The following is a 23,833-nucleotide window of genomic DNA, read 5'->3' on the forward strand; positions in this document are numbered from 1 at the left end:
GCGAGAAAGAACGGGCACTGGAGATGGCGCTGGCGCAGATCGAGAAGAATTTTGGAAAAGGCTCGATCATGCGCCTGGGGGAAGCCAGCGATCGCCTGGCTGTCGACGTCATTCCGACCGGGGCAATCGCCCTCGATCTCGCTTTGGGGGTCGGGGGGATTCCGCGCGGACGCATCACCGAGATCTACGGCCCAGAATCCTCGGGGAAGACGACGCTCCTGCAGCACGTCATCGCTCACGCGCAGGCGTCGGGAGGCATAGCCGCGCTCATCGACGCCGAGCACGCCTTCGACCCCATCTACGCCCAGAACTGCGGCGTTCGCGTCGACGAGATGTTGATCTCCCAGCCGGACACGGGCGAGCAGGCGTTAGAGATCGCCGAGGCGCTCGTCCGGAGCGGCGCCCTCGACGTGGTGTGCATCGATTCGGTGGCGGCGCTGGTGCCGAGGGCTGAGCTGGAAGGCGACATGGGCGATGCACACGTCGGCCTTCAGGCGCGCTTGATGTCCCAGGCGCTCCGCAAGCTGACCGGCGCGATCAGTCGATCGCGCACGTCCGTCGTCTTCACGAACCAGCTTCGCGAGAAGATCGGGGTGATGTTCGGCAACCCCGAGACGACACCCGGCGGCCGGTCGCTGAAGTTTTACGCATCGGTGCGCCTGGACATCCGTCGGATCGACTCCATCAAACAGGGCACGACCGTGATTGGGAACCGCACCCGCGTCCGCGTCGTGAAAAACAAGGTCGCGCCGCCGTTTCGCACGGCCGAGTTCGACATCATGTACAACGAAGGAATTTCTCGCGCCGGAAGCATTCTCGACGTCGGGACCGACCTGGAGATCGTTCGAAAGAGCGGAGCATTCTTCTCCTTTGGCGACATCCGTCTCGGCCAAGGTCGCGAGAATGCCAAGGAGTACCTGCGGCAGAATCCGGAGATCGCGGACGAGATCGAACGGCAGATCCGACAGTCGGCGGTGGGGTTACTACCGATGAAGCTGGCGGTGGGCGATGGTGTGGTCGAAGAAGAGAGCGTTTTCGCTCTCGGCGAATAGCGTGAACGATGGAGGCGCCCGAATGCGCGCGAGCGCCCCGGGCGCCTCCATCAGCGCGATCTCCCATCAGCGGCGGGCCCGATCCGGGCGAGTCAACGTCGCCATCGACGGCGCCTTCGCCTTCTCGCTCGCCGTTCCGATCGCGGCTAGCGTGCGGGCCGGCGACCCCGTCGACGAGGCGACCGTCAACGCGCTCCTGCGTCGCGACGAGCAGGAGCGCGCACACGAGCGGGCGCTGCGCTTTCTCGCCACGCGTCCCCGCAGCGAGGCGGAAGTTCGGCGTCGATTGGCGCGGGCAGGGTATTCGCCGCAGGCCGCCGACGCTACGGCGAATCGTCTCAAGGCCGAGGGCCTGGTCGATGACGACGCGTTTGCCGCGTACTGGGTCTCTCAACGCATGACCTTTCACCCCCGTGGACCTCGCGCGCTCCGCGCCGAGCTTCGGGCGAAGGGCGTCGACGCGACGCGAACGTCAGCGGCAATCGAGCCCATACAGCCCTCCCAGGCGTTGCAGGCCTATCGCGCCGCACTGCGGCGCGCCGAGCGTCTGTGCGAGCCAGACGAGCGGCGCTTCGTGCACGACCTGATCGCGTATTTGGCGCGCCGTGGGTTCGACTACGGTCCCGCTCGGGAGGCCGTCGCCCTTCTGTGGAAGGAGCACGGCGAGATTCCGAGCGCATCCTCCGTGCCGTGATCAACGCGCGGGCGCCGGAGCCCGACTCACCGACGTCAATCCCCCTCGGCGGCGCAGACCGCGGGCGCCGAGTTCGCGACATGTTCGGTCGTATCGTGCCGCGCTACGACCTGATGAACCGACTCATGACCTTGGGAATGGACGGTCGCTGGCGAGACCTCGCCGCCGCGGCCGCGGAGCCGGCGGGGGCCGACGCGCTCGATCTCGCCACGGGGACTGGCGACCTCGCCCTCGCCCTGCGGACGCACGGCGCGCGCCACGTCGTCGCGGCCGATTTCTGCGCGCCGATGCTGGAAGCGGCGCGCGAGAAGCTCCAACGCCGGAGCGAGACCGCGATCGATCTCGTTCTTGCCGATGCGCTCCGCCTCCCCTTTGCCGACGCATCATTCGACTGCGTCGCGAGCGGCTTCCTGTTGCGGAACGTATCGGACGTCCCGCGAGCCCTCGGGGAGATGCACCGCGTCTTGCGGCCGGGCGGACGGGTCGTCAGTCTCGAGCTCACTCGATTGTCCTTCGGGCCGTTGTCGGCAGCCTTCAGGGCGTATTTCACCTATGTCGTGCCGCTCGTGGGCGGGATCGTCAGTGGCGATCCCGCGGCCTATCGCTATCTGCCAGCCTCCGTCCGTGTCTTCCCGCCTGCGGAGGTGCTGGCCCGCACGTTCCGCGAGGCCGGCTTTCAAGCCGTGACCTATCGGACCGTCGGCTTCGGGACGACCGCGATCCACCGAGGGCAAAAGGCCTAGCGGACGACGGGACGAGACGACGGGAAGCCGTTCGCCACCGGCGGCCTACGGACGCGCGCTCCCGCCCTGTGCCGCGAGGTCGAAACGATCGAGATTCATCACCTTGTCCCAGGCGGCCACGAAATCGCGCACGAACTTCTCCTTCGCGTCGTCACACGCGTAGACCTCTGAGATCGCGCGAAGCTGCGAGTGCGCTCCGAAGACGAGGTCGACGGCGGTGGCGGTCCACCTGAGCTCGCCCGTCGAGCGGTTGCGGCCTTCGTAGACGCTCGCGTCCGAGCCGGATGGCCTCCACTCCGTGCCCATGTCGAGCAGGTTGACGAAGAAGTCGTTGGTCAGCGTCTCAGGGCGGCTCGTCAGCATGCCGTGCTTGGATTGCCGGTAGTTGGCGCCCAGGGCTCGCATCCCGCCGACGAGAACGGTCATCTCAGGAGCGCTCAGGTTCAGCATGAATGCCCGCTCCACGAGCAACGTTTCGGGCGGCAGCTCCTCCCCCGCGTGCAGGTAGTTGCGGAACCCGTCGAACCTGGGTTCGAGCACGGCGAACGACTCGACGTCCGTTTGCTCCTGGGAAGCGTCCGTACGGCCCGGCGCGAACGGGACCCGGACGTCGTATCCGGCGTTCTTCGCCGCTTGCTCGACGGCAGCGCATCCGCCCAGGACGATCAGGTCTGCGAGGGAGACCCTCTTCCCGCCGGATTGTGATTGGTTGAACTCTTGTTGAATTTGCTCGAGAGTCCGCAGCACCCGGGCCAGCTCGGCCGGGTTGTTGACTTCCCAGTCCTTTTGCGGCGCGAGGCGAATCCGCGCCCCGTTGGCCCCGCCGCGCTTGTCGGTGCCGCGGAACGTCGCTGCCGACGCCCAGGCGGTGGAGACGAGCTGGGAGATGCTGAGTCCCGATGCGAGGAGCTTTTCCTTGAGGGCAGCGACGTCCTGCTCCCCGATAAGCTCATGATCGACTGGCGGAACAGGATCCTGCCAGAGCTGCGGCTCCGCAACCCAGGGGCCGAGGTAGCGGGAGATCGGTCCCATGTCTCGGTGCAAGAGCTTGTACCACGCCTTGCCGAAGGCGTCCGCAAGCTGGTCCGGGTGTTCATGAAAGCGCTTCGTGATCGCCGCGTACGTCGGGTCCGTCTTGAGCGCCAGGTCGGTGGTGAGCATCATCGTGGTCTGCCGCTTAGATGGATCGTGGGCATCGGGCGCGGTGGGGACCGCGCCCGATGCGTCAGGCTTGGGAGCGTACTGCTTCGCGCCGGCCGGACTCGTCGTCAGCTGGTAGTCGTAGTTGTACAGATTGTCGAGGAACCCGTTGTCCCACTTCGTGGGCTCGGTGGTCCAGGGACCCTCCAGTCCACTGGTGATCGTGTCGGGGCCCTTGCCGCTGCCATAGCTATTCTTCCAGCCGAGGCCCTGGTCGGCCAAGCTGGCCGCCTCAGGTTCGGGGCCGACGTACTGGGGCGCAGGGGCGGCGCCATGGGCCTTGCCAACCGTGTGGCCTCCCACGATGAGCGCCACGGTCTCCTCGTCGTTCATCGCCATGCGCCCGAACGTTTGTCGGATGTACTTCGCGGCGAGGGCCGGGTCTGGGTTGCCGCCTGGGCCCTCCGGATTCACATAGATCAGGCCCATGTGATCGGCGGCGAACGGTCCCTGAATCTCTCCCTCAGCGACGTGGCGCTCGTCCCCGAGCCAGGTATCTTCCGGTCCCCAGAAGATTTCGTCGGGCTCCCAGATGTCGGGGCGCCCGAATCCGAAGCCAAACGTCTTGAACCCCATCGACTCGTAGGCCACGTTGCCGGCAAAAATGATCAAATCCGCCCAGGAGATCTTGCGACCGTATTTTTGCTTGATCGGCCAGAGCAACCGGCGGGCCTTGTCGAGGTTCGCATTGTCTGGCCAGCTGTTGAGGGGTGGGAAGCGCTGAGCGCCCTCTCCACCACCGCCCCGGCCGTCGGCGATCCGGTACGTGCCCGCGGCGTGCCACGTCATCCGGATGAAAAGCGGGCCGTAGTGCCCGTAGTCCGCCGGCCACCACTCCTGCGACGTCGTCATGAGCTGCATGAGATCCCGCTTGAGCGCTTCGACATCGAGGGTCTTGAACTCCTGCGCGTAGTTGTAGTCCTCGCCCATCGGATTGGACCGGCGCGCGTGCTTGTTGAGAATCGAAAGGTCCACCTGATTGGGCCACCAGTCTTTGTTGGTCCTTGGGCGAACCCGCTTGGGAGTCGGGGCAGGGATCGATGGATTCTCACTTTCGCTGGCACTCGCCGTTGTATCCTTCATTTGCGCGACGTCCCTCTCAGACACGTTCCTCCTCCTTTCTGGTTATTCCCTTACGTATATATCGTGCTGCGGGGATGCGCGCAATTCAAGGCGACGGGCGCGATAAAGAAGCCCACGGTCGCGGGGCAGGACCACGCCAAACCCTGATGCGCGGTGGTCGGCGGATGGCCTCGACAAACTGGATGCGGCTGACGAGCCCGCGCGAGCCCGTCGTCACCGGCTCGGACGAACGTAGGTCGCGATCAATACGTCTCGAGGTACCGATCGATCTCCCACGGCGTGACGCGGGCGCGATAGTCGTTCCACTCCTGGCGCTTCGCTTCGACGAACCACTCTGCGATGTGGTCCCCCACGGCGCGCGTCATAACATCGTCGCGCTCGAATTCCGAGAGCGCCTCGGCGAGGGACGCGGGCAGCGTGCCGACGGCGTGCTTGGCCATCATCCCCTCGTCGAAGTGGAACAGGTCCTCCTCGATGGGCAGCGGCAGCGGTAGCTGGCGTCGAATGCCGTCGAGGCCGGCCGCCAGCATAACCGCGAAGGCCAGGTAGGGGTTGCAGCTCGGGTCTGGGCATCGAAATTCGATCCGCGTTGACTGGCCGCGCCCAGCGCTGACTCGCGGCACACGGACCAATGCCGAGCGGTTTGTCCGCGCCCAGCTAATGTATGCGGGCGCTTCGTACCCCGGGACCAGGCGCTTATAGGAATTGACTAAGGGTGTCACGATCGCCGCCATGGCGCGCGCATGAGTCAACTGCCCGGCGATGAAAAAGCGCGCGATCTGAGACAGCTCGTATTCGTCCTCGGCGTCGTGGAAGGCGTTGGCTCCGGTGTGCACGTCGGCCAGGCTCTGGTGCGTGTGCATGCCCGAACCGGGGAGCCCGTAAAACGGCTTCGGCATGAACGTCGCGTGCAAATCGTGGCGCCGGGCGACCGACTTCAATGCGATCTTGAAGATCGCCGTATTGTCGGCCGTCTGAAGCGCGCCCGCGTGCCGAAAGTCGATCTCGTGCTGTCCGGTGGCCACTTCATGATGGGTAGCCTCGACGACGATGCCGAGCTGTTCGAGCGCTGTCACCATCTCTTTTCGCACGTCGGCCGCCTGGTCCGTGGTGACATCAAAGTAGCTCGCTCGGTCGTGCGGGAGCGACTCGACGAGTCCGGTTCCTCCGTTCTTGAGCAGAAAGAACTCCAGCTCGGGTCCGGTGAGAAACGAGAAGCCCATCTCCGCGGCGTCCGCCAGGTTGCGCTGGAGCACGTAGCGCGGATCGCCGGGGAACTGGTCGCCGTCGGGCGTGAAGACGTTGCAGATGACGGACGCGGTGGTATTTTCGCCGGACTCCCACGGAATCACGCGAAACGTCGACAGGTCCGGGGCAAGATACATGTCGCTTTCATGGATCCGCGCGAACCCGTCGATGGACGAGCCGTCGAACCACAGGCCGTGGTCGATGGCATCACCGAAGCGATGGAACGGGATCGTGACGTTTTTCGCCACGCCCATGATGTCGGTGAACTGCAGGTTGACAAATTTGACGTCGGACGCGCGCGCCCGTTCGAACACGTCGGTGCGCTGGTCGTGCTGTGCGCTGGGTTCTGTCAAGGCTCTTCTCCTGACGGACTTCGCGGACCTCCGGCCCGCAGCGTCGGAACGACTCGGCGGATCTTCAGCGCCAGTTGTAGAGAGAGTCTATTCTCTGCATCGGCGAGATCGCGTCCCGTGAGCGCCTGGATCCGGTCCAGGCGGTAGAGCAGCGTGTTTCTGTGAAGGTGTAGCGTGTCTGCTGCGCGGGCGTGATTGCCGTTGCAGGCAAAGAACCCCTCCAGGGTCTCGACCAGCTCCGCGTCGTGCTTGGCGTCGTACTCTTCGAGGGTGCCGAGGTACTCGCGACAAAACGCCTCGAGGGTCTCGCGGTCCTCAACGCGGGCGATCACGCGGTATACGCCAAGGTCGTCGAATGCGATCGTCTGATTGCCGCCGAGAAACTGACGCCCGATGCGCGCGGCCCGTTCCGCCTCGGCATACGAGCGCACGATGGCTCGGGGTCCCGAAGCCCGCCGGCCGAGGCCGATGGTGGGCGACGCGCTCCCAACGAGGGCGGCGAGGCGCGCGCGCGTCGCCTCCATCTGCGCTCCGAGAGAGGATGGCGACGCAGCCTCTCGGGCAGGGATCAGCACGGCCAGCACGTCGCCGCGCTCGCGGAGGAGCGCGCGCGGCCATTGCTCGAGAATCTCGCGATGGGCGATGTCGAGAAATGACGTCCAGACGCCGGCGCGCTGGGCTTCGTCCACGGCGCCTCGCGCATCAGTCGGCTCGTCGAGCACGATGCACGCCGCATCGTAGGGCTCGCGAAGATCGTGGCCGAGATACCGAGCGCGAGCGGCGATCTCGTCTTCGTCGGAAAAGGTTCCCGAGAAGAGATGTTCCAGAAAGCCGCCCTGCAACCGCGTCTGGGTCTCCATAATAGCCCGCTGCTTGGCGATCGGAACGGCGAACGCCGATGCGGCGCGCACGACGATCTGCTCATCGAGGTCCTGCATGTCCTGGGTCCGGCCGAGGAGCGTCAGAAAGCCGGCGATCGTCCCGCCGAGCGAGATGGGCGAAGAGCAGACCGCGTACTCGTGATTGGACAGGATCCGCCGGATCGGGCCGATGGATTGATCGGAGGCCGGAGCGCCCGCCGAAACGCCCAGGATGTCGCGGGCGGAGTACAACGTGTGGGACTGTTCGTCCGGTGGGAGCCCGTGGACCTCGCGGTCGGTCGGCGCGGCGAACGCCTGCCGAATCCCGTACTCGTTCTCCAGGTACACGACGCGACCAGCTTCCTGAGCAAGCGTGGCTGCCATTCCCTGGGTCGTCGCTCCGTCGAGGGCGAGCTGAATCAACCGCTGGTAGATCTCGAGGGCGCGACGCTGGACCTGGCCGTCGCGGTCGACGATGAGGCTGATGACTGAGCGCTCGACCTCCTGGAGTCCGACATCCGGCGGCAGGATGAGGATCGGGAGCGTGTCTTCCGCCTCGCTGGTCGCAATTCCCTCTGGAAGCTCGTCGCTGAGAATGATCCCGGCCACGCCCGCTGTCGATAGCGCCTGAAAGAGGCGGGGCAGCCCCATCATTTCGGACCGACTGGTCAGGCCGCGCAGCGAGAGAATGACGAGGGCGTCCGGCTCGATGTTACTGATGACCCACGGACGCGTGATGAAGGACCGCACCCAGGATATGCGACGGTGGACGTGGGGCTGACCCTGAACCACCAGCGTGCCGGAGGGAAGGGCGAGCCGCAGCGCGTCGGCCACCGTGGCGGCGGCGGCGGTGCTCAGCGTCGGCGGTCGGGCAATCTGCACACCAAACGATATCATTCGTCATGCAGAACGACAATGGGAAAAGTCCGGCCGGAAAACCGGCCGGCGGCAGATGCCGCAACCGCCGCCGAATCGGAGGCACCCGGGGGTCGCGGGCCAGGAGGCACTCGCGGAGCAGGTTGCGTCTAGACAACCGCTCACTGGTCGAGTCGACGAATGAGAACCTTATTGTCACGATTCTGTAACGAATCGCCGCACGCCACGTGTCCGCCACGCAGGCTACACTTGGCTCGATTCAGTCCGGGAGGTTGGGGGTCACGGCGCACGTAAGGAGATTAGCGACTGCGGCGTTCGTCCTGGCCATCGTGGCTGGATTCCAGACGCGGGGGGGGTCGCGTGAGGAGGTAGCCGGGGCCGAGCCCCAGTCCCTGTCGCAGCTCGTTGCGTCGTCCAACATCCAGATCCCATCGACGTCGAGCGTAGTCCCCCTTCCAACGAAGACCGACGGTCTCGGCAATATTCTCAGGTCATTGCCGGACTGTGTGCCGGGACGCGCGGTCGACCACCTGAGCCAGTATCCGTCGATCCTCGCATGCAAGAGCCCTCCGGGCAAGGTGACCTATTATGACCCGCGAACGCGACGGCTTTTGCCGCCAAAATGGGGGCGCGACGTCGAAAACCCCCTGGCAGCCTGGCTTGCCCCCGTGGCGAGCGCGCATGACCGGTGCACCGGTGGCGCACAAGCGAATTGCCCGAACGTCGCGACACCGAGGCATGGGATTGATCCCGAGCACTTCGATCGCGCCTCGGTTGCGACTGCAGGCTCGTACGCGGTCTCCGATCTGTACAGCTACGCAATCGCCGGCACGGGCGGAGACAATTCCGGAAGCCTGATTTCCGCGACGGCGATGCCAAGCACATCGGCATCTGGAGAATGGGTGCTCCTTGGCTCCACGATTGCCTGGATGTCCAACCAGAGCAACTTCAGCGAGGTCGGCTGGTACCACTGGGCGAGCGGCCTTGGACCCGACATCTGCGCATGCCCTTTCACGGACTCGCTGGACGACTCGAGCCCGCCAAACGGCGTCCTCAAGTCCTACGGGCCTCCCTACACGTTGACCACCAACACCAACTATGCGTTCGCCAACCAGTTTACCGGCCTCATAGACGGGAAGAACTCCTGGACTGCGTACTTCTGGTGTGAGCCGGTCACTACTGGATGCCCCGGGACCTCGGGGTGGGTGGTGCTTGATGTACGGTGGTTCAACTCGTTCACCTCCTCATCCGCGGGGCTCGACCCGGGGATCGAGGGAACGCGCACGCTTCCCCCCTTCGTCACGTACATCTCGGGTCTCCAGCAGCTCCGCTCGGGATCGCTCCAAGCGGTCGGCCCAGCCGCTCCCAACTGCAACAACCCGGGGTCGGGGCAACAGTGCGCATTCAACGTGAACAACGAATGCTACGCCGTCGACCTGGATACGCCTCCGGCGGAGCAGCACGACGTGTTTTGGATGGGAAAGGCCTGCTAAGCAGATCTCCCACAACATTAGGGGAAGGCAGCGAGAGCAATGAACATCAGACGGTGCGCTCTCTCGGCGATCTTGGCTATCGGCTTGGTGCTGGGTGTCCCGAGGAGCACGCGCGCGAATCCGATCCTGGTCGATGGCTTCACCCTGACCTCCGCCGGGGACGGGACGATCGCGCTCGCCTGGACGCCGGGAAGCGGGCAGTCAACCTACAAAATCCTTCGGTATTCCGCTACAGGGCCGTCCATCCTGCTGACTCTCCCCGGTTTCGCCTCCAGCGCAACGGATCACCTCGCGAACGGACAGGCAGCCTGCTACGCGGTCCTCGGGTACGCGGTGAACGGCCAGCAGGTTTCGAGCTCACGAATACTGTGCGCGATGTCCGTCCAGGCCACGAGCCTTCGGTCCTCCCTGTCGGTTCACTTCGGCCCTCCGCCCCCATCGTGCACCTTCGAATGCAATCCAACCGTCGTGCTCGAATGGGCGCCCGTTCCAGGAGCGACCGCGATGCTGCTGGATCCCATCAACAACGCCCTACGGCTTCAGCTGCTCCCCGGCACGGCGACCAGCGCAACAGATACCGGGGGATGCTATCTGGTGATCGGATTTGGCAGCGACGGCGCGCCGCTCTGGATCAGCGACGCGGTGTGCGGTTATCCGGCCATAGCTGGCTAGACCGCCGGGATTGACGATTCCCCTCCATCCCTGGAATACTTCTGCCAGCGACCTGGCTGCTCTCGCCATCCTTTAAGTCGGCCCCGAGAGACCGACAAGGAGCGTGCATGCAACGCAATGTCTGTATCCATCAGCCTCTTGCCGGCAACGGGCCGGGCAAGAGGTTTTTTCTTGGCCCCGGGGCAGGCCGCCGTGGACGCTAAGGTGCTGCTCGACGCCGAGGGAATTCGCCGCGCGATCCACCGGATGTCCCACGAGATCGTCGAGCAGAATGGCGGCGTCGAGGGCCTCGTGCTCGTCGGACTGCTCACGCGGGGCGTCCCTCTTGCCCGTCGCATGCAGCAGGCCATCGCCACTTTCGAGAAGGTCGAAGTCCCTTGCGGCCAGCTTGACATTACGCTGTACCGGGACGACCTCTTCGATGGGCGGATCCTGGAGCTGGGGGAGACCGCGCTCCCCACGGACATCTCCGGCGCCAACGTTGTTCTGGTGGACGACGTCCTCTTCACCGGCCGAACGATTCGCGCCGCCCTGGACGCCGTCATGGACTTCGGGCGCCCGCGGTCGATCGGTCTCGCGGTCCTGGTGGACCGCGGACATCGCGAGCTGCCGATCCGGGCGAACTTTGTCGGAAAGAACGTGCCGACGGCGTGGGACGAAAGCGTGGACGTGCACGTCGCCGAGATCGACGGCTGCGACGAGGTCGTGATTGCGAGGAAGGGTTGAACGCCGTGATCGAATCCGCTGAGCACACCAATGGCGCCACGAATGGAGTCGCCGCCGCTCCGATCCCCTGGGCGGGCCGCCGACACGTGCTCGACCTGAACGATTTCTCCCGCGATGAAGTCCTCCAGGTCCTGGAGACGGCAGACCGTATGAAAGAAGTGCTGGCGCGGCCAATCCGCCGCGTACCGGCGCTGCGCGGGCGCAGCATCGTCAACCTCTTCTATGAGGCGAGCACCCGGACGCGCGTGTCGTTCGAGCTGGCCGCGAAAACGCTCGGGGCGGATGTCGTCAACGTGTCGGCGACGGGGAGTAGCGTCGAGAAGGGCGAGACGCTGCTCGATACCGTTCGCACTCTGCACGCCCTCGGCGCGGATTTGCTCACCATCCGGCACAGCCATTCGGGCGCTCCGTACACCGTCGCGGCGCACGTCGACGTCCCGGTCATCAACGCGGGCGACGGCACCCACGCGCACCCGACGCAGGCGCTCCTCGACGCCTATACCATCCGCGAGCGATTCGGCCGCGTGGAAGGGCTCCGCGTCGTCATCGTCGGAGACATCGCCCACAGCCGTGTCGCTCGGTCCAACGCGTGGGGCCTGCACCTGCTGGGGGCGAGCGTCTGCCTGTGTGGCCCGCCAACATTACTTCCGCCCACGACCATCGCACCTGCCGCAGAGCCCCCATGGCCCGTCGAAATCGACATGGACCTCGATCACGCCATCGCCGACGCCGACGTGGTCATGCCGCTGCGCGTCCAGCTCGAGCGCCAGGAGGGCAACCGACTCGCATCGCTTCGAGCGTACGCCCGCGACTTCGGCATTTCGCGGCAGCGGCTCGCGCGCGCGGCTCCGGGCGCAATCGTGATGCACCCTGGCCCCATGAACGAGGGCGTCGAGATCGACGCCGACGTCGCCCACGGCGCCCAGTCGGTCGTGCAATCCCAGGTGACCAATGGCGTCGCGGTTCGCATGGCGGTGATCTACCTGCTTATGGCAGCGTCCCAGGTCGGCAGCAAAGCCCGTGCGCCGGCGCAGCACGATCGTGGGGGTCGTCGGGAGCCTCAAATGGAGGTGCGGGCGTGACGCGGATTCGCATCCACGGCGGACGCGTGGTCGATCCGGCCGAGGGGCGGGATGAAGTCACAGACGTGGTGATTGTCGACGGGCGGGTGGACGGCTTCATCGGACAGGAAGCGGGCGGAGAATTCGATCGCACCATCGACGCGGCGGGCCTCGTTGTCGCGCCGGGCTTCGTCGATCTGCACTGTCACCTGCGCGAGCCGGGCTTCGAGGACAAGGAGACGATTGCGACCGGAGCGCTTGCCGCCGCCGCTGGCGGGTTCACCACCGTCTGCTGCATGCCCAATACGAATCCGACGCTCGATACCGCGAACGACATCGCCTTCGTGTACGCGCGGGCGCAGGCCGCCCATGGGGCGCGGGTCCTTCCGCTGGGCACGATCACGCGGGGCCAGCAGGGACGCGAGCTGTCGGACGCGAGCGAGCTGGCGGGAGCGGGCGTCGTCGGGTTCTCCGACGATGGGCGTCCGGTCTGGGACGGCCGCCTGATGCGCTACGCCTTGATGGAGAGCCTGCGCCACAAGAAGCCCATCGTGAACCACTGCGAAGATCCGGAGATCGCCGACGGTGGTGTGATGAACCAGGGGAGGGTGGCGGATCTCCTCGGGCTCAAGGGGCAGCCCGCCACCGCCGAGGACGTGATGGTCGCGCGCGATATCGAGCTGGCGCGGGAAACCGGCGGGCGGCTGCATCTCGCCCACATCTCGACGGAAGGATCCGTCGCGCTGCTCCGGATGGCGAAGCGCGACGGCCTGGACGTGACGGCGGAGGTCACGCCCCACCATCTCACCATGACGGACGCGTGGGTCTTGGGCCAGCGGAACGGCAAGGCGTCGGGCCGGCCTTACGACACCGCGACGAAGGTGAATCCGCCGCTTCGGGGGGAGTCCGACCGCCAGGCGCTCGTTGCCGCCCTGGCGGAGGGGCTCATCGACGTGATCGCGACCGACCACGCGCCCCATCGATCCATCGACAAGGATTGCACGTACGACGAAGCGGCGTTCGGCATCTCCGGCTTCGAGACGGCTCTGGGCTGCCTGACGCGGCTGGTGGACGACGGCCAACTGACAATGCTCGACGTCATCCGGCGCCTGACGTGGGAACCGTGCCGGATTTTCAATCTTCCCTACGGGCGGATTACCCCGGGCCTGCCGGCGGACATCGTGCTATTCGATCCGCGCGCTCAGTGGACGGTCGATGCGGCGCGGTTCCACTCAAAAGGAAAGAATACGCCCCTCGACGGCGAGACGCTGCGCGGCGCCGTCGTCGCGACGTTGGTCGGAGGGGACGTCGTGTACGAGCGGGGCACGGTGTGAGCGAGGCGCTCCTCGTCGACGCCGACGTCTGCCTGGCCCTCGAGGACGGCCGCGTTTTCTTCGGCCGGTCCTTCGGCGCCCCCATGCCAGCCGAAGGCGAGGTTGTCTTCAATACCAGCATGGCTGGCTACCAGGAGATCGCCACCGATCCCTCGTACCACGGGCAGATGGTGGTGCTCACCCATCCCCAGATCGGAAACTACGGCGCGCAGCGGATCGCGCGCGAATCGCGCCGGCCCTGGATCGCTGCGCTGATCGTCCGCGATCTGGCCGAGGAGCCCAGTCACTGGCAGTCGACGGGAAGCCTCCACGCGTTTCTCCTTGACGCCGGCGTGCCGGGGATTCAGGGAATCGATACGCGTGCGCTCACGCGGCACCTGCGAGACCACGGGACCATGCGGGCCGCGCTCGGTCCCATCGATCGCGCGCGCCCGATCGAGCCGCAGGCGGCAGATCTGGTCGAGCGCGCCCGCTCCGCGACGCCGCTCTCCGATAAGAACCTCGTGGCGCAAGCAAGCGATCCCGCAGGCGCCGCGGATCGAACGGATCGGCCCGTCGAGGCTGCGTCGGCCGATCGGGCCGGGCTCCGAATCGCCGTGGTGGACTGTGGCGTCAAGCACAACATCGTGCGGTCGCTCGCGGCGCGCGGCGTAGAGGTGTACCCGCTGTCATGGGACGCCACTGTCGAGGCCGTACTCGCCGCCGGCGCGGCCGGTGTGGTCGTCTCCAATGGGCCCGGGGACCCGGAGCGGATGGCGGGCGCCGCCGCCCTCACGCGCGAGCTGATGCGACGAACGGTCCCCTTGCTCGGGATCTGCCTCGGCCATCAGGTACTCGGGCTGGCAGCCGGGGGTTCGACGAGCCGTCTGAAATTCGGCCATCACGGCGGCAACCATCCGGTGCGTGACCTGTTGACGGATCGAATTCACATCACGTCGCAGAACCACGAATTTCAGGTCGACGCCGCCTCGATCCGCGAGGGGTCGGGCTTCTTCGTCAGCATGGTCAATCTGAACGATGGCTCGGTCGAAGGCCTCGCCCATCGGGAGCTTCCGGCGTTCTCGGTGCAGTATCACCCGGAGGGCTGCCCTGGGCCGCAGGACAATCAGTACATCTTCGAGCGGTTCCTCGACATGGTGGCGCGACCGGTGCCCGGCGCGGACGCTCTGAGCAGAGACATGGTGCCCGCCGATGGATAGCCGCGGCCCGACGTCGAAGAAGCCGGTCGACGTCCGCAAGGTGCTGGTCATTGGCTCCGGCCCGATCGTCATCGGCCAAGCCGCCGAGTTCGACTACGCCGGAACTCAGGCGTGCACGTCCCTTCGCGAGGAGGGCGTCTCCGTCGTCCTGATCAACTCAAATCCGGCGACGATCATGACGGACGTCGAAATTGCTGACGCGGTCTATATCGAGCCGCCTACTGTCCCGGTCATCGAGCGCATCATTCGCCGCGAGCGCCCCGACGGGCTGCTTCCGACCCTCGGCGGCCAAACAGGGCTGAACCTGGCCGTCGAGCTGGCGGAGGCGGGAGTCCTCGATCGGCATGGCGTCGAGCTGCTCGGGACCCCGCTGGACTCGATCCGCAAAGCGGAGGACCGGGAGCTCTTCAAGGAGCTCCTCATCGGAATCGGCGAGCCGGTCCCCGAGAGCGAAGTCGTGTCGGCTGTCGACGACGCGGTCGCCTTTGCCGAGCGGCTCTCATACCCGGTCGTCGTCCGCCCAGCGTTTACCCTCGGCGGGACGGGCGGGGGCATCGGACGGACGGAGCACGAGCTTCGTACCATCGTCGCCGGCGGGCTCGCCGCGAGCCCGATTCACCAGGTGCTTGTCGAGCGGTCGCTCATCGGGTGGAAAGAGATCGAATACGAGGTGATGCGCGACGGGGCAGACAACTGCATCACCATCTGCAACATGGAGAACCTCGATCCCATGGGCGTCCACACGGGCGACTCCATCGTGGTGGCGCCGAGCCAGACCCTGTCCGATTTCGAGTATCAAATGTTGCGCACCGCCGCGATCAAGATCATTCGTTCCCTGGGAATCCGCGGCGGCTGCAACGTTCAGTTCGCCCTCGATCCCCACTCCTTTGCGTACTTCGTCATCGAGGTGAACCCACGCGTCAGCCGCTCGTCGGCGCTCGCCTCGAAGGCCACCGGCTATCCCATCGCGCGCGTGGCCGCCAAGATCGCCATCGGTCGTCGCCTCGACGAGATCCCCAACGCCGTCACGGGGAAGACGACGGCCGCGTTCGAGCCGGCCCTCGATTACGTCGTCATGAAGGTGCCGCGGTGGCCCTTCGACAAGTTCGCGACGGGGGACCGGACGATCAATACGCAGATGAAGTCGACGGGCGAGGTCATGGCGATTGGCCGCTCGATCGAAGCGGCGCTCCAAAAGGCGGTGCGCTCGTTGGAGAACGGCGGGCGGAGCCTGTTGTGGGAAGAGCGGTCGTGGAGCGATGAGCATGGCCGCCCAACCGAGCAGCTCTTCGAGCAGATTCGTCAGCCCAACGACTTACGTCTGTGGGCGCTCGCCGCCGCTCTGCGCCGCGACGTCAGCGTGGAGCAGCTCGCCGAGATGTCCGGTTTCGATCCATTTTTTCTCCACAAGATTCGGCACATCGTCGCCGTCGAGCGCGAGCTGCTCCATGAGCCGCTCACCCCCGCGTTGATGTTCCGCGCGAAGCGCATGGGCTTCTCAGACAGCCAGATCGGAACCCTGGCGGATCTTCTTCCCGAGCAGGTCCGCGCATTGCGCATCGCGTGGAACATCCGACCCGTCTACAAGATGGTCGATACGTGCGCGGCCGAGTTCGCGGCGGTCTCGCCATACTTCTACAGCACATACGAAGAGGAGAATGAGGCAGCGCCTCTCGAGGGCGAGCGCGCGCTGGTCATTGGCTCGGGCCCGATTCGCATTGGACAGGGGATCGAATTCGACTATTGCAGCGTGCGATCGGCCACTGCCCAACGAGCCGCCGGGGTCGCGAGCATCATGGTCAACAGCAATCCAGAGACCGTGAGCACAGACTTCGACGCGTCGACGCGCCTCTACTTCGAGCCGCTTGACGAAGAAAGCGTTCGCGATCTTCTGGAGAACGAAGCGCCCCCGGTCGAGGGGCCGGCGGCTTCCAGCGCGGGCCCGGCGGCTGCGTCTCCACGAGCGGCGCTCGACGGGGATGACGATCGAGCATCGGCTGCGCCGCCGGTCATCGTTCAATTCGGTGGCCAAACGGCCATCAATCTGGCTGAGCCGCTGCGCAACGCGGGATTCCGCATCCTGGGCACCAGTGTCGAGTCCATCGACCTCGCGGAAGACCGGCGGCGCTTCGAGGAGGCTCTCCAGCGCCTGGACATCCCGCAGCCGCCGGGCGGCAGTGTGCGCACGGTCGAGGAGGCGCTCAACACCGCCGAGCGCGTTGGCTATCCGGTCCTCGTGCGGCCCTCGTACGTTCTCGGGGGCCGCGCCATGGAGATCGTACACAGCCCAACGGACCTGATTCGCTATGTGACCGCGGCCACTCAGCTCTCCACCCGCCATCCCGTGCTGATCGACAAGTACCTCGAGGGCCGAGAGCTGGAGGTGGACGCCATCTGCGATGGCGAACACGTGTTGATTCCGGGCGTCATGGAGCACGTGGAGCGCGCGGGCGTCCATTCGGGGGATTCCATGGCCGTCTATCCGGCTGTGGAGCTGACACATCGGGAGCTCGAAACCGTCGTCGACTACACGACGCGGCTCGGAGTTGGCCTGGGGATTGTCGGCATCTTCAACGTCCAGTATGTCCTGTTCGAGGGAACGATCTTCGTGTTGGAAGTCAACCCGCGCGCCAGTCGGACTGTCCCGTTTCTGAGCAAGGCGACGGGCGTGCCGATCGTGACGATCGCCACGCGCGTGATGCTGGGCGAATCCCTTCGTTCGCAAGGGATAACCGATGCCCTCTGGCCGGCGCAGAAGCTGGTGGCCGTCAAGGCGCCCGTCTTCTCGATGGCGAAATTGCCCGCGGTCGATACGTACCTCGGCCCCGAGATGAAGTCCACGGGCGAGGTCATGGGGATCGATCTCACATACCAGGGGGCGATGGTGAAGGCGCTCACCTCCGCCGGATTGATGCTGCCCCCAAAGGGCGCACTCCTGATCTCGGTGGCGGATCGCGACAAGGCAGAGGCAATCCCCATCATTCGCTCGTTTGCCCGCAGTGGCCATCCGCTCTATGCGACGGAAGGCACCGCGGGAGTCATCAGCGCCCTCGGCTTGCCGGTCGTCATGACCACCAAGAAGCTGGATGAGGGCCATCCGAACGTCCTCGACGTGATCATGGACGGGTCGGTGACGGGCGTGATCAACACGTTGGAAGGCGTCTCAGCGCGGCGCGATCAGCTCCGAGACGGATTTGAGATTCGGCGCGCCGCTACCGAGCGCCGGATTCCCTGCTATACATCCTTGGACACCGCGCGCGTCGTGGCGATGTGCATCGAGTCCGGCGCGTCGCCGAACGAGGTGTTGCCCGTCGAGGCGTACTGGTCCTTTGACCCCCAGAGTCGGCTCGGTCCGGCACGGGCCAACCACCGCGCGTCCGAGCCGATCGACGGGAGGGTGCGACCGGGCACGCACGTGTCGGACCGAGCATGAGACAGTTTGCCGCGACGGTCGTAGCGAACGAGCTGATCATGCCCGCCACCCACGTCGTCGCGCTCGATGTTGGCCGGATCGCTCAGAGCGCCGCGCCGGGCCAGTTTCTCCACATTCGGTGCTCGGATAATGAGGCGCCACTCCTCCGCCGTCCGATGAGCGTCTTTCGCGCGCGCGGGAAGACGTTGGAGCTGATGGTTCGCGACGTCGGCGCCGGGTCCCATCGGCTCGTCTCGAAACGACCGGGGGAGGTCCTCGACTGCATTGGCCCCCTCGGCCACGCCTTTCGGATCGACCCGAAAGCGCGCAACCTTCTCCTCATCGGAGGCGGGTATGGCGTCGCGCCTCTCGTCGGATTGGCGGAGCGGGCGATCGAACGCGGCGCGAGCGTCACGCTCGCCGTGGGCGCGGCGACCCATGACCTCGTCTTCCCGTCAACGCTGCTTCCCGAGGAGGTCGAGTATCTGGTAGCCACCGACGACGGGTCGGCCGGCGTCCAGGGATTCGTCACCGAGCTCGTCCCCGACCGCCTCGCCTGGGCGGACGCGGTCTACTCCTGCGGCCCAATTCCGATGATGGCGTCTCTTGCCCGGATCGTAGGGGAGCGGGCTCCGAACATCCCGTGCTGGGTCGCGATGGAGGAGCGGATGGGGTGCGCCATGGGCGTGTGCCTTGGCTGCGTCATCGAAACACGCAAGGGCCCCATGCGGGTGTGCACCGACGGTCCGGTCTTTCGTGCGCGGGACGTCGTCTGGCGAACGGACTGAGAGGTGATCGAGGCGTGATGGGCGGCGCGGCGCGAGGAGGCACCGTGGGTTCGACGGACGCACCGGCCGACGTGGACGTCCAGGTGGAATTCGGCGTCAACGCGAAGCTCCCGCTTCGGTTGCGCAATCCGGTGATGGTGGCCTCCGGTACCTTTGGCTACGGAATCGAGTACGCGCGGCTGATCGATATCCAGCGCCTCGGCGCGATTGTTTCGAAAGGGATCACCGCGAGGCCACGGCGCGGGAATCGCGGTCCCCGAATCGTGGAAACGCCAGCCGGCATGCTGAACGCCATCGGCCTCCAAAACGTCGGCGTGCACAAGGTGATCAGCGACAAGGCGCCCATTTGGGCGCAGTGGGATGTGCCCGTCATCGTGAACATCGCGGGAGATACGGTGGAAGAGTTTGCGTACATGGCGGACCTCCTCGACGGCGTGCCGGGCGTGGCAGGGCTCGAGCTGAACATTTCGTGTCCCAATGTTTGGGCGGGAGGCCGCGTCGTCGGCGAGGATGCCGCGACAAGCGCACAAATCACATCCGCCGTGCGCCAGCGCACCGGTTTACCCGTTCTCGTCAAGCTTTCCCCCCAGGTGGCGGATATCTGCGAAGTGGCGCGGGCGGTTGAGGACGCGGGGGCGGATGCCATATCCCTCATCAACACGTTCGTTGGCATGCGGATCGACATCGAAACTGCGCGTCCGGTGCTGGCAAACGTCACGGGCGGCCTCTCCGGCCCCGCGATTCGGCCCATGGCGGTCTGGATCGTGTACTTGGTCAGTCAGGCCGTTCGCATCCCTATCGTTGGGCTGGGCGGTATCGCGTGCACCGGCGACGCGTTGGAGTTCTTGATGGCGGGTGCGACGGCGATCCAGGTCGGGACGATGACATTTACCGAGCCGTCGACGTCGCTTCGGATCGTCGACGAGCTGCCCGGTGCGATCGCCGCGCGCGGGCTGCGGTCGGTTTGCGACCTGACTGGGCTCGCGCTCCGGCAGCCGGCATAGGGGGCCGGCGCCCATGAGGGATGTGTGGCGCGCGTGGACTGGGCGCTCGACGGGGCGAATGAGCATCGCGGCCATCTCCCTCGTCTGCGCCCTCGCGATTTACGGCATCGACGCGGCCACGTCGGCCGTTGGCGGGTCTGGCAGCGCTGGCACGGTGCGCGCAGCGCTTCCTGGCCACATCCTGTTCGGCCACTCGGGCGACATCTGGGAGGCCGAGGAGGGATCGACAGCGCCGATCACGCAGGGAGGACGATACTGGGGTCAGCCCGACGGGTCGCCAGACGGGACCAGGCTTGCGATAGTCGGCTGGAACCAGAATTCCAGCGACATCTACGTTCTCAACGTGGACGGCTCGGACCTGCACCAGATCACGCGCGGCCAATCGGCCCGGGTGCAGGCGAATGAGTGGGCCTTCTACCCGCGATGGTCACCTGACGGGCAATTGCTCGCCTACCTCTCCGATCGGTCGAGTCAGTACGCGATGCTCTGGGTCATGCGGCCCGACGGGACTGGCGCGCGCCAGGTCACGCGGCCCAGGGCTGGGCTGGACGCATTCGATACGTACACGTGGTCGCCGGACGGGTCGGAGATTGCGATCACGGGGTTTAGCGGAACGTCGAGCCAGATCTACACGATCAACGTATCTCGCGCGGACGTGCCCGTGGCGATCACTAACGAAGCGGGCGGTGCGTTCGATCCCACGTGGTCGCCGGACGGGCGGCACATCGCGTACATGGCGCGGGACGGAAAGCGCGACGCCCTTCGGGTGATCGACGCGACCGGGGAGGAGGAGCCTGCAACGCTCGCAATCATGGACGTGGCGCGCAGCCCCAGATGGTCGCCCAACGGCGGGTCCCTGGCGTACCTCTCGCTGGCGGGTGCGGAGTTCGAGCTATTCGTGATGGACGTGTCGCAAGACGCCGATGGAAAGCTCGTCGCGGGGCGCTCGACCCAGATGACCGGCCGATTCGGGGTTGATGCCACCTCTGGCCTCTCGTGGATCCCGTGAGCCGACGAGGCGGGCCGGATGCATGACCTCGGAGGCTCCGTTCTGCCGCGGCGCCTCCTCGCCATCGCGACGGCGCTCGTCGCGGTGTACGTCGTTATCCTCACCGGCCAGCGCGCCATCGACGCCTATCACGCGAACCAGGAAGTCGAGGCAACACGGCGCGAAGTCGCCGAGCTCCGGGCGAAGAACCTCGAGCTGCAGGCGGAGCTGTCGAGCAATCAAATGGACGTCGACATCGAGCGGACAGCGCGGGACGAGGGCCTGGTGAAACCCGGTGATCACCCGGTCATTCTGGTGTGGCCTGGCGGAGCGCGATCGCAGCCAACCGCGACAGCGACACCGACCCCGGTGGAATTGCCGAATTGGCGGGAGTGGTTGAGTCTGTTTGTGGACGCGGACGCGAATAGATAGTGAATCAGATCACCCGGAGTGCCTAAATTGGGCTCTGATATAATCGACGCAGCGCACGCTTCCGTCAAATTGACGGACAGTGCGTCTTGGGTCCAAGAAGGGACAGGGAATGGATAACAAGTGGCTGCGGAACAGCTTCGTCTACCTCATCCTCCTTGTCGCCGTCGTTGCGTTGTTTTTCACTGCGTTCCCACCTTCCGGGGGAAATGAGAACCAGCAGATCAGCATCAACGAAGTTGCGGCGGGTGTCAAAGAAGGAACGATTCGGAGGATCTTGGTCAGCGATGACCGCCTCCAGATCGAGTATCTGGACAAGCGGCGAGCGACGTCGCGCAAAGAGACGAATGTTGGCATTACGCAACAGCTTCGGGACTACGGTGTTACCCCGGACCAGCTCGACGCGGTCAGCATCGTGTTTGTCGACCCGCCCCAGTTCGGGAACTGGCTGCAGATCCTGATCAACCTCCTGCCGTTGGTCTTCTTCGGCGGCATCCTCCTGTTCATGATGCGCCAGGCGCAGGGCACGAATAACCAGGCGCTTTCCTTCGGGAAGAGTCGCGCTCGGATGTTTATGGCAAACAAGCCGACGGTGACGTTCGCGGACGTGGCGGGTGTTGACGAGGCGAAACAAGAATTACACGAAGTCGTGGAGTTCCTGAAATTTCCGGAGAAATTCGCTGCCCTCGGGGCGCGGATTCCCAAGGGCGTTCTCCTCGTGGGACCGCCGGGCACCGGGAAGACGCTTCTGTCCCGGGCGGTCGCCGGAGAGGCCGGCGTTCCGTTCTTCAGCATCAGCGGATCGGAATTCGTCGAGATGTTCGTGGGCGTCGGCGCGTCGCGCGTGCGCGACCTCTTCGAGCAAGCAAAGCGCAATAGCCCGTGCATCATCTTCGTCGACGAGATCGACGCCGTCGGCCGCCAGCGAGGAGCGGGCCTGGGCGGAAGCCACGACGAACGCGAGCAAACGTTGAACCAGATCCTTGTCGAGATGGACGGGTTCGACGGCAACACCAACGTTATCGTCACCGCAGCGACGAACCGTCCGGACGTGCTCGACCCCGCGCTGCTTCGTCCCGGTCGATTCGATCGCCACGTCGTCCTCCCGGCTCCGGACATCGGGGGCCGGCGCGCTATCCTCGACGTGCACGCGCGAGGCAAGCCGCTGGAGAGCAGCGTCGATCTCGGCGTGCTGGCAAAGCAGACGCCGGGCTTTTCTGGCGCGGATCTGGCGAACCTTATAAATGAGGGCGCCATCATCGCCGCGCGCCGGAACAAGCAGACCATCGGTATGGCGGAGCTGGAGGACGCGATCGATCGCGTCATCGCAGGTCCCGAGCGAAAGAGCCGCATCATCTCCGAAGAGGAGAAGACGCGGACCGCTGTGCACGAAGCTGGCCACGCCGTCGTCGCGCGGTTCCTGAAGAACCACGACCCGGTCCACAAGATCACCATCATCGCTCACGGCATGATGGGGGGCTACACGCGGTTCCTCCCGGTCGAGGACCGGCATCTGTGGACCCGTTCCCAGTTCGAGGACCGTCTCGCCGGTACTCTGGGTGGCCACTGTGCCGAGAAGCTCGTGTACGGAGAGATGAGCACGGGGGCCCAAAATGACCTCGAGGTCGCGACCAACCTGGCGCGGAAGATGATCTGCGAGTACGGCATGAGCGACCGACTTGGGCCCCGAACCTTTGGGCACAAGGAAGAGATGATCTTCCTCGGGCGCGAGATCGGTGAGCAGAAGAACTACAGCGAGAAGATCGCGGAGACCATTGACGAGGAGATTCGCCGGCTCATCGAGCACGCGCACGACGAGGCGATGCAGATATTGGCGGACAACCGGCACATCCTGGACCTGTTGTCCGAAGAGTTGATCAAACGCGAAACACTGGAAGGGGAAGCGCTAGAGCGGGTCTTCTCCGGCCTGCCGGTCGAAGACCCCCTCCCTGTCGCGTCTCCGCCGTCGCCGCCCGCGGCACCGGCGGAGCGGCCTGAGAAGCCGCTCCCCAAGGCTCGCCCACGGCTCGCCCCAGGCTCCAGCATGCCATAATGATCGCCCTGGCAGTCGCGGTTGCGTGCGCGCGCGCCGCGGCCTGGGCGAGCGGCATTTGGAAGCGAGGTTGAGCGATGGCGGTCGCGATTTACACCGACCCACGGTGTCTCGATCATGCCGCGCCAGGACATCCGGAGTCCCCAAGCCGCGTCCGTGCAGCGGTCGCGGCCCTTCAGCGTGACGCCGACCTGTATGAGTGGCCAAGCGTCGAGCCGGCCGAGCTCGCTGATATCGCGAGCGTTCACGCTGAAGGGCAGATCCGCCGGATCCAGGAGCTGGGGAGCTCAGGCGGCGGGTGGGTGGACCCGGATACCTTTGTGACTCCCACGTCCCTGATCGCGGCTCAAGTGGCGGTGGGCGCCGGTCTCCAGGCTGTCCGGGACGTTCTCCGAGGCAGCATATCCGCCGGGTTCGTCATCGTCCGCCCGCCGGGACACCATGCGACGGCACAGCGATCGATGGGCTTCTGCCTGTTCAATACGGTCGCGATAGCCGCTCATTGGGCGCTCAGGTCCGGCGGAGCCGAGCGCGTCGCGATCGTCGACGTCGACGTGCACCACGG

Annotated in this window: 19 protein-coding genes; 16 read left to right on the forward strand and 3 right to left on the reverse strand. The window is 65.7% G+C overall.

Going from position 1 to position 23,833, the window contains the following annotated elements; translation table 11 throughout:
* From recA to VFC51_17055, 3 genes are all read left to right on the forward strand, one after another.
* Positions 1–1,052, forward strand: a 1,052-nt coding sequence (recA, locus tag VFC51_17045; GenBank protein HZT08733.1) for a recombinase RecA, incomplete at its 5' end; no start/stop codon positions are given.
* 22 nt (positions 1,053–1,074) lie between these two features.
* Positions 1,075–1,746: a regulatory protein RecX gene (locus tag VFC51_17050; protein ID HZT08734.1), complete on the forward strand. Its 672-nt coding sequence runs from the start codon at positions 1,075–1,077 to the stop codon at positions 1,744–1,746.
* Complete coding sequence (locus VFC51_17055; protein HZT08735.1) at positions 1,743–2,489, forward strand: ubiquinone/menaquinone biosynthesis methyltransferase; 747 nt, start codon at positions 1,743–1,745, stop codon at positions 2,487–2,489. Before VFC51_17050 ends, VFC51_17055 begins: the two co-directional genes overlap by 4 nt.
* 45 nt (positions 2,490–2,534) lie before the next feature.
* Here VFC51_17055 and katG read toward each other — a convergent pair whose 3' ends face one another.
* From katG to VFC51_17070, 3 genes are all read right to left on the reverse strand, one after another.
* The gene (gene katG / locus VFC51_17060) at positions 2,535–4,772 is read right to left on the reverse strand and encodes a catalase/peroxidase HPI (GenBank protein ID HZT08736.1); all 2,238 of its coding nucleotides are present in this window, start codon (positions 4,770–4,772) and stop codon (positions 2,535–2,537) included.
* A 242-nt stretch (positions 4,773–5,014) separates the two neighbouring features.
* Positions 5,015–6,373, reverse strand: coding sequence for a type I glutamate--ammonia ligase (glnA, locus tag VFC51_17065; GenBank protein HZT08737.1), 1,359 nt, complete (start codon positions 6,371–6,373; stop codon positions 5,015–5,017).
* The gene (locus tag VFC51_17070) at positions 6,370–8,130 is read right to left on the reverse strand and encodes a helix-turn-helix domain-containing protein (GenBank protein HZT08738.1); all 1,761 of its coding nucleotides are present in this window, start codon (positions 8,128–8,130) and stop codon (positions 6,370–6,372) included. Before VFC51_17070 ends, glnA begins: the two co-directional genes overlap by 4 nt.
* A gap of 308 nt (positions 8,131–8,438) precedes the next feature.
* Between VFC51_17070 and VFC51_17075 the strand changes: the two genes are divergently transcribed.
* From VFC51_17075 to VFC51_17135, 13 genes are all read left to right on the forward strand, one after another.
* Entirely contained in the window at positions 8,439–9,602 is a 1,164-nt protein-coding gene (locus VFC51_17075) for a hypothetical protein (protein ID HZT08739.1), read from the forward strand.
* A 39-nt stretch (positions 9,603–9,641) separates the two neighbouring features.
* Complete coding sequence (locus VFC51_17080) at positions 9,642–10,274, forward strand: hypothetical protein (GenBank protein ID HZT08740.1); 633 nt, start codon at positions 9,642–9,644, stop codon at positions 10,272–10,274.
* 171 nt (positions 10,275–10,445) lie between these two features.
* Positions 10,446–11,000: a bifunctional pyr operon transcriptional regulator/uracil phosphoribosyltransferase PyrR gene (pyrR, locus tag VFC51_17085; GenBank protein ID HZT08741.1), complete on the forward strand. Its 555-nt coding sequence runs from the start codon at positions 10,446–10,448 to the stop codon at positions 10,998–11,000.
* Between the two features lie 62 nt (positions 11,001–11,062).
* Positions 11,063–12,082 carry an aspartate carbamoyltransferase catalytic subunit gene (locus VFC51_17090; protein HZT08742.1) on the forward strand — a complete coding sequence of 340 codons (1,020 nt, stop codon included), beginning with the start codon at positions 11,063–11,065 and terminating at the stop codon, positions 12,080–12,082.
* Complete coding sequence (locus VFC51_17095) at positions 12,079–13,395, forward strand: dihydroorotase (protein HZT08743.1); 1,317 nt, start codon at positions 12,079–12,081, stop codon at positions 13,393–13,395. Before VFC51_17090 ends, VFC51_17095 begins: the two co-directional genes overlap by 4 nt.
* Entirely contained in the window at positions 13,392–14,594 is a 1,203-nt protein-coding gene (gene carA / locus VFC51_17100) for a glutamine-hydrolyzing carbamoyl-phosphate synthase small subunit (GenBank protein ID HZT08744.1), read from the forward strand. Before VFC51_17095 ends, carA begins: the two co-directional genes overlap by 4 nt.
* Entirely contained in the window at positions 14,587–18,027 is a 3,441-nt protein-coding gene (gene carB / locus VFC51_17105; protein ID HZT08745.1) for a carbamoyl-phosphate synthase large subunit, read from the forward strand. Before carA ends, carB begins: the two co-directional genes overlap by 8 nt.
* Positions 18,024–18,794, forward strand: a complete 771-nt coding sequence (locus tag VFC51_17110) for a dihydroorotate dehydrogenase electron transfer subunit (protein ID HZT08746.1) — start codon at positions 18,024–18,026, stop codon at positions 18,792–18,794. Before carB ends, VFC51_17110 begins: the two co-directional genes overlap by 4 nt.
* Before the next feature lie 44 nt (positions 18,795–18,838).
* On the forward strand, positions 18,839–19,798 hold the full coding sequence (locus tag VFC51_17115; GenBank protein HZT08747.1) for a dihydroorotate dehydrogenase: 960 nt from the start codon (positions 18,839–18,841) through the stop codon (positions 19,796–19,798).
* A 58-nt stretch (positions 19,799–19,856) separates the two neighbouring features.
* Positions 19,857–20,807, forward strand: coding sequence for a hypothetical protein (locus VFC51_17120; GenBank protein HZT08748.1), 951 nt, complete (start codon positions 19,857–19,859; stop codon positions 20,805–20,807).
* Positions 20,808–20,825: 18 nt separating this feature from the next.
* Entirely contained in the window at positions 20,826–21,218 is a 393-nt protein-coding gene (locus tag VFC51_17125) for a septum formation initiator family protein (protein HZT08749.1), read from the forward strand.
* 109 nt (positions 21,219–21,327) lie between these two features.
* On the forward strand, positions 21,328–23,268 hold the full coding sequence (gene ftsH / locus VFC51_17130; GenBank protein ID HZT08750.1) for an ATP-dependent zinc metalloprotease FtsH: 1,941 nt from the start codon (positions 21,328–21,330) through the stop codon (positions 23,266–23,268).
* A 77-nt stretch (positions 23,269–23,345) separates the two neighbouring features.
* A partial coding sequence (locus VFC51_17135; protein HZT08751.1) for a histone deacetylase occupies positions 23,346–23,833 on the forward strand: 488 nt, incomplete at its 3' end.

The organism is Chloroflexota bacterium (genome assembly GCA_035652535.1).
GTDB lineage: Bacteria > Chloroflexota > UBA6077 > UBA6077 > SHYK01 > DASRDP01.